The following is a 6586-nucleotide window of genomic DNA, read 5'->3' as shown; positions in this document are numbered from 1 at the left end:
TCGGGCGCGGCCCGGGCTGGTCGCCCGGGCCAACGTATGGGCTGCAACCCCCGCACAAAACGAAAAGGCCCGAGGCGCATCGCCCCGGGCCCATTTCCTAACTCCAAGCGCCCCCCTAAGAAGCCGCCCTGCCCTCAGCTCTCCGCAGCCAAGAACGCCTTGCGGCGCTCGACCCGCTCGCGGATCTTCTCGACATCGGCGATCGGCGTCGCCGCCAGCAGGGTCTTGGTATATTCGTGCTGCGGATTGGCGAAGATCTGATCGCGCGAGGCGTATTCCACCACCTCGCCCGCATTCATCACCATCACCTCATCCGCGAAATAGCGCACGACCGAGAGATCGTGGCTCACGAAGATATAGGACAGGTCGAACTCGTCCTGCAGGTCTTTGAGCAGGTTCAGCACCTGCGCCTGCACCGACAGATCGAGCGCCGAGACCGGCTCGTCCAGCACGAGGATCTGCGGGTTCAGCATCAGTGCGCGCGCAATCGCGATCCGCTGGCGCTGACCGCCCGAGAACATGTGCGGGTAGCGGTTGTAGTGCTGCCGCTCCAACCCGACCTTCTCCAGCATCTCCTCGGCGCGCTTGCGGCGCTCCTTGGCGGGGATGTCGGTGTTGATGATCAGCGGCTCGGTCAGAACCTCGCCCACCTTCTGGCGCGGGTTGAGCGACGAATAGGGGTTCTGGAAAACGATCTGAACCTTGGCGCGCAGCGCGGAGGTCACCTTGGTTTCCTTGATGTCGATCTTCTCGCCCTGAATATACAGGTCGCCCGAATTGGCCGGGTCGATCAGCGTCAGGATGCGCGCCAGCGTGGACTTGCCGCAGCCGGATTCGCCGACGATAGCCAGCGTCTTGCCCTGCTCGAGCGAGAACGAGATTCCGTGCAGCGCCCGGATCGTCTTCGCCCCGCGCAGAAACCCGCCCGAGACGATGTAGTCGCGCGTGATGTCGCGCCCTTCGAGGATCACACTCATTGCACGCCCTCCCAGCCATCGGCGACGGTCAGCAGACGGTCCCCGGTCGCGTTCTCCGGCAGCGCGGCCAGCAGCGCGCGGGTGTAGGGATGCTGCGGGTTCTCGAAGAGTGAGAGCACGTCGGCCTCCTCCAGTTTGCGGCCCTTGAACTGGACCGAGACGCGGTCGGCGGTCTCGGCCACGACGCCCATGTCATGGGTAATCATGATCAGCCCCATGCCGTATTCCTCCTGCAGGCTCATCAGCAGATCGAGGATCTGCTTCTGGATCGTCACATCGAGCGCGGTGGTCGGCTCGTCGGCGATCAGCAGGCGCGGCTTGCAGGCGATGGCCATCGCGATCATCACGCGCTGACACTGCCCGCCCGAGAGTTGGTGTGGGTAGCTGTTCAGCCGCCGCTCGGGATCGGGGATGCCCACCTGCTCGAACAGCTCCAGCGCGCGTTTGCGGGCATGCTTGCCCTTCAGGCCAAGGTGACGCGTCAGCACTTCCTCGACCTGGTAACCGCAGGTGAAGGAGGGGTTGAGCGAGGAGATTGGCTCCTGGAAGATCATCGAGATTTCTTTCCCGATGATCTGGCGACGTTCGCGGCCCGACATTTTCAGCATGTCGCGCCCGTCATAGGTAATCTCGTCGGCGGTGATCGTCGCCGTGGGCGGCAAAAGCCCCATCACCGCGAGCATCGAGACCGATTTGCCCGAGCCGGATTCGCCCACGATGGCGAGCACTTCGCGGCCCGAGACTTCGACATCGATCCCGTCCACGGCGCGGAAGGCGCCTTGGGCGGTGTCGAATTCGACGGTGAGATTGCGGATTTTCAGCAAGGACATTGGCTTAGCTCCGCTTCAGTTTCGGATCGAGCGCGTCGCGAAGGCCGTCGCCCATCAGGTTGATCGCCAGCACGGTCACGAGGATCGCGAGACCCGGGAATGTCACGACCCACCAGGCGCGCAGGATGAACTCGCGCGCTTCCGACAGCATCGTGCCCCATTCCGGGGTCGGCGGCTGTGCGCCCATGCCGAGGAAGCCAAGCGCCGCCACGTCGAGGATCGCGTTCGAGAAGCTCAGCGTGCCCTGCACGATCAGCGGCGCGAGGCAGTTCGGCAGCACCGTGCGGAACATGAGGCGCATATGGCCCGCGCCCGCGACCTGTGCGGCCATGACGTAATCGCGGTTTTTCTCCGACAGCACGGCCGCGCGGGTCAGGCGCGCGAAATGCGGCTGATAGACGATGGCGATGGCGATCATCGCGTTGATCAGCCCCGGGCCGAGCACCGCCACGAAGACGAGTGCCAAGAGCAGCGACGGGAAGGCGAGGATGATATCCATCACCCGCATGATCACGGTATCGACCCAGCCGCCGAACCAACCGGCGAGCAGGCCGAGGATCACCCCCACGGAGAGCGCGAGCAGCACGACCATCACGCCGATGAACAGCGAGAAGCGTGCGCCGAACAGAAGGCGCGAGAGGATATCGCGCCCGACCGCATCAGTGCCCATCAGGAAGGTGCCGTTGGCATCATGCGTCAGCGGCGTCGCCAGAAGCGCGTCGCGGAACTGCGTGTCGGGGTCGAAGGGCGAGATCAACGGTGCCGCAATCGCGGCCAGCGCGATCAGGGCGAACACCACCAGACCGATCACGGCCCCACGGTTTTCTTTGAAATAGAACCAGAACTCGGCGAATTGCGCGCGGCGCGTGCCGGCCGGAATATCGGTTTCGGTCACTTCGGACATGTCACTCACCTATGCCGGATACGCGGGTTAATCAGACCGTAGAGCAGGTCCACGATCAGGTTCACGAACATCACGATCAGCGCGATCATCAACAGCCCGCCCTGCACGGAGGGGTAGTCACGCCGCGAGATCGAATCGACCATCCATTTGCCGATGCCCGGCCAGGAAAAGATCGTCTCGGTCAGGATCGCGCCCGCCATCAGCATACCGACCTGCAGGCCGATCGTGGTGATCACCGGGATCATCGCATTGCGCAGCGCGTGGACGCCCACGACGCGGCGCGGCGGCATCCCCTTGGCGCGCGCGGTGCGCACGTAATCCTCGCCCAGCACTTCGAGCATCGCCGAGCGGGTCTGGCGCGCGATCACCGCGAGCGGGATCGTCGCCAGCACGACCGCCGGCAGGATCAGGTGGCTCAGCGCTGAGGTCAGCGCGCCGGATTGCCCCGACATCAGCGCGTCCCAGATCATGAAGCCCGTGCCATTGGGGAAGTAATACATCAGCGAGATGCGCCCCGAGACCGGCGTCCATTGCAGGATGCCCGAGAACAGGATGATCAGCAGCAGGCCCCACCAGAAGATCGGCATCGAATAGCCCACGAGCGCGGTGCCCATCGTCGCCTGATCGAACCACGAGCCGCGCTTGATCGCGGCCAGCACGCCGATCGGAACGCCGATCACGACGGCGAGGAACATCGCGCAGACGCCCAGCTCCAGCGTGGCCGGGAACAGCGCGAAGAACTCGCCCAGCACCGGCTTGTGGGTAACGAGGCTGTCGCCGAGATTGCCATGGGCGAGTTGCCAGATGAAATCGAGATATTGCTGCCAGAGCGGGCGGTCGAAGCCGAGCTGATGCGCCAGCTCGGCATGGCGTTCGGGGCTAAGCCCGCGCTCGCCTGCCATCAGCAGCACCGGGTCCCCGGGCAGCACCCGAACGAACCCGAAGGCCACGATCGTGATGCCGATCAGCGTGGGGATCAGCCAGAGGATCTTGCCGATTATGAAACGTAACATGTCACCGGTCCTGTTTGCGGTTCTCTTCGGAACCTGTTGGGAGCCCCTGCCCGCCGCACCCAGTTGCGCCAGCGGTCATCGGTCTCCGATGTTTGGCCCCTAAAAGTATTGCGAGGCGCCCGGTCTCCCGGACGCCCCAATCACGCGGGTATTCTCAGGATCACTCCGAGATGTCCACCCCGTAGAAGTCGTGACCGCCCAGCGGGCTCATCACGTAGCCGCTGACTTTGGTCGACATCGGCATGAACACGGTCGAGTGGGCGATGGTGTCCCACGGCGCCTGCTCTTTGAAGACTTCCTGAGCCTCTTTATAGAGCTTGGTACGCTCGGCCTGATCGCTCGATTGACGCGCCTTGGTAATCAGATCGTCGAATTTCTGATCGCACCAGAAGGCCCGGTTCGCACCGCTTTCAGCCGCCGAGCAGCCCAGCAGAACCGCGAGGAAGTTGTCCGGGTCGCCGTTGTCGCCGGTCCAGCCGAGGATCACCGCACCGTCACGGGTCGGATCTTTCGACTTCTTCAGATACTCGCCCCACTCGTAGGAGACGATGTTCGCGGTGACGCCGACCTTGGCGAGATCCGATTGCATCAGTTCCGCGGTGCGGCGTGCGTTCGGCATGTAGGGCCGCTGCACGGGCATCGCCCAGATGTTCATCTCGAGATCTTTGACGCCAGCCTCGTCGAGCATTTTCTTAGCCTGCTCAGGATCGTAGGCGTCGTCCTTGATGTCCTTGTTATAGGACCACATGGTCGGCGGGATCGGGTTCTTGGCAACCTGGCCAGCGCCCTGGAAGACCGCGTCGATGATCGCGTCCTTGTTGATCGCCATGTTCAGCGCCTTGCGGACTTCCGGCTTGTCGAACGGCGCCTGCGTGGTGTTGTAGGCGAGGTAAGCCACGTTCAGACCGGGCTGCTCGTCGACCTTGATGTTCGAGTCGTCCTTGAGCGCCTGAATGTCGGCCGGCGACGGGTACGGCATGATCTGGCATTCGCCCGCCTGCAGCTTCTGCATGCGCACCGCCGGATCGGGGGTGATCGCGAAGATCAGATCGTCGACCGGGGTCTTGCCCTTGAAATAATCCGGGTTCGCTTTGTAGCGGATCACGGCGTCCTTCTGGTAGGCCACGAAGGAGAAAGGACCGGTGCCGACCGGCACGTTGTTGATGTCGGCCTTGCGGTCTTCGCCGGCGAGCTTGTCGGCATATTCCTTCGACATGATCGACGCGAAGTCCATCGCGAGGTCGGCAAGGAACGGCGCGTTCGGCTCGGACAGGGTGAACTTCACCGTGTAATCGTCGACTTTCTCGATCGATTTGATGATCGTCGGCATGTCCATGCCGGCATAGTATTCATAGGAAACGCCCGGCGCGTAAGCGTAATAGGGGTTGTCCTTGTTGCCCTGACGGTCGAACGAGAAAATCACGTCATCGGCGTTGAAATCGCGGCTCGGGGTAAAGCCCTCGACCGAGTGGAATTTCACGCCCTTTCGCAGGTTGAACGTGTAGGTCAGGCCGTCGTCGGAGACGTCCCAGCTTTCTGCCAGGCCCGGTTCGATCTCGGTCGTGCCCGGCTTGAATTCGACGAGCTGGTCGTAGACCGGGTGCGACGAGGCGTCGAACGTCGTGCCCGAGGTATAGGGCGCGGGATCAAAGCCTTCCGGCGACGCTTCCGAGCAATAAACGAGCGTCTTGGCGCCGGCTCCGCCTGCGGTCATCATCACCGCGGCAGCCCCCGCCAAAAGCATCGAGCGAATGGTCATGGTCTGTCCTTCCTGTTGGTTGGTCTTTTCGTGAGTGCTGCCGCCCCCTCCGGTCGCACAGCCGCGACATCGTGGGACGGTTCAAACACAAACTGGTGAGGAGTAAATCGTGCTTTGATCACGTGGTCAATGAATGCCGCGACGTCGCGGGTCACGAGCCAGTGAAGCTTTCGTGCGAATCCTTCGGCGCGCCGCACGATGGCGCGCCGGGGTTGCGCAGGCTCAATCGAGCGGGATCACATCCACCGCCTGCGCGCTTTGCTGACCGCCTGCGCCGCGCATCGCCCCGCGCAGGGGCGGCACGTCGTCATAGTCGCGCCCGTAGCCGACGGTGATGTAATCCTCGCCCGCATATTGATTATTGGTCGGGTCGAACTCGACCCAGCCGGTCTCGGCGCCCGCCCAGGCGCGCACCCAGGCATGCATCGCGTCCGCGCCTTCCAGCCGGGGCTGGCCGGGCGGCGGATAGGTGCGCAGGAAGCCCGAGACATAGCCCGCAGGGATCCCCACCCCGCGCAGGCAGGAAATCATGATATGGCTGAAATCCTGACAGACCCCGTGGCGGTTCGCAAAAGCCTCGGCTGCGGGCGTGTTCACATCGGTCGCGCCCGCATCGAAGCGCATCTCACGATGCAACGCGCGGCCCACCGCCTCGATCGCGCCGCGCGCGGTCTGGCCTGGCTGCAACTGCGCCTGAGCGAACTCCGTCATCTCCTTCGTCGGCGCCGCACGGCGTGAGGCCGCGAGAAAATGATGCGGCGCGTTCGGCGCGAGGCTGCGGAACTGGGCGATCTCCTGCGCCAACTCCTCGCGCGGCGAGGACAGGTCCAGCCCCGGCTCCGCGAGCCCCCGGTCAATCTTGGCGGTGAGGGTCACGCCGATCTCGGCGATCGGCGCGTGCCAGACCGCCGAGGTCATCGTATTGCCGAAGAAATCGCGCGAGTCGTGGCGCTCATCGGGCGGCGGATCGAAGCTGAGCAGTCGCGACGTGACCGTTTGCATCCCCGCAATGTCCGAAGGCAGCACCCGCAGCAGCGTCCGCGCGTGATCGGAGGGCGCGTTATACCGGTAGCTCAGCTTTAACTTCACCTCGTAACGCATTC

6 protein-coding genes are annotated in these 6586 nt (G+C 63.8%); all 6 read right to left on the bottom strand.

From position 1 onward, the window contains the following. Positions 1-134 precede the first annotated feature (134 nt). On the bottom strand, positions 135-977 hold the full coding sequence (locus ACZ7GB_RS18240; protein WP_078520871.1) for a dipeptide ABC transporter ATP-binding protein: 843 nt from the start codon (positions 975-977) through the stop codon (positions 135-137). After that, complete coding sequence (locus ACZ7GB_RS18235; RefSeq protein WP_078520872.1) at positions 974-1807, bottom strand: ABC transporter ATP-binding protein; 834 nt, start codon at positions 1805-1807, stop codon at positions 974-976. The genes ACZ7GB_RS18240 and ACZ7GB_RS18235 overlap by 4 nt, the downstream gene beginning before the upstream one ends. 4 nt (positions 1808-1811) lie before the next feature. Beyond that, on the bottom strand, positions 1812-2711 hold the full coding sequence (locus ACZ7GB_RS18230) for an ABC transporter permease subunit (RefSeq protein WP_078520873.1): 900 nt from the start codon (positions 2709-2711) through the stop codon (positions 1812-1814). A 5-nt stretch (positions 2712-2716) separates the two neighbouring features. Continuing rightward, positions 2717-3724 carry an ABC transporter permease subunit gene (locus tag ACZ7GB_RS18225; RefSeq protein ID WP_078520874.1) on the bottom strand — a complete coding sequence of 336 codons (1008 nt, stop codon included), beginning with the start codon at positions 3722-3724 and terminating at the stop codon, positions 2717-2719. 160 nt (positions 3725-3884) lie between these two features. Then, positions 3885-5483 carry an ABC transporter substrate-binding protein gene (locus tag ACZ7GB_RS18220; RefSeq protein WP_472159864.1) on the bottom strand — a complete coding sequence of 533 codons (1599 nt, stop codon included), beginning with the start codon at positions 5481-5483 and terminating at the stop codon, positions 3885-3887. 222 nt (positions 5484-5705) lie between these two features. After that, on the bottom strand, positions 5706-6584 hold the full coding sequence (locus tag ACZ7GB_RS18215; protein ID WP_472159863.1) for a transglutaminase family protein: 879 nt from the start codon (positions 6582-6584) through the stop codon (positions 5706-5708). Between the last annotated feature and the right edge of the window lie 2 nt (positions 6585-6586).

It is taken from the genome of Thioclava sp. PTB-PU3-1 (assembly GCF_055666785.1).
Note: the sequence above shows the minus strand (reverse complement) of the source record. Positions and strands in the feature narration are given on the sequence as shown.

Coding starts and splice junctions, on each gene's coding strand:
- ACZ7GB_RS18240 (WP_078520871.1), bottom strand. CDS start 977: ATGAGTGTGATCCTCGAAGGGCGCGACATCACGCGCGACTACATCGTC.
- ACZ7GB_RS18235 (WP_078520872.1), bottom strand. CDS start 1,807: ATGTCCTTGCTGAAAATCCGCAATCTCACCGTCGAATTCGACACCGCC.
- ACZ7GB_RS18230 (WP_078520873.1), bottom strand. CDS start 2,711: ATGTCCGAAGTGACCGAAACCGATATTCCGGCCGGCACGCGCCGCGCG.
- ACZ7GB_RS18225 (WP_078520874.1), bottom strand. CDS start 3,724: ATGTTACGTTTCATAATCGGCAAGATCCTCTGGCTGATCCCCACGCTG.
- ACZ7GB_RS18220 (WP_472159864.1), bottom strand. CDS start 5,483: ATGACCATTCGCTCGATGCTTTTGGCGGGGGCTGCCGCGGTGATGATG.
- ACZ7GB_RS18215 (WP_472159863.1), bottom strand. CDS start 6,584: ATGCGTTACGAGGTGAAGTTAAAGCTGAGCTACCGGTATAACGCGCCC.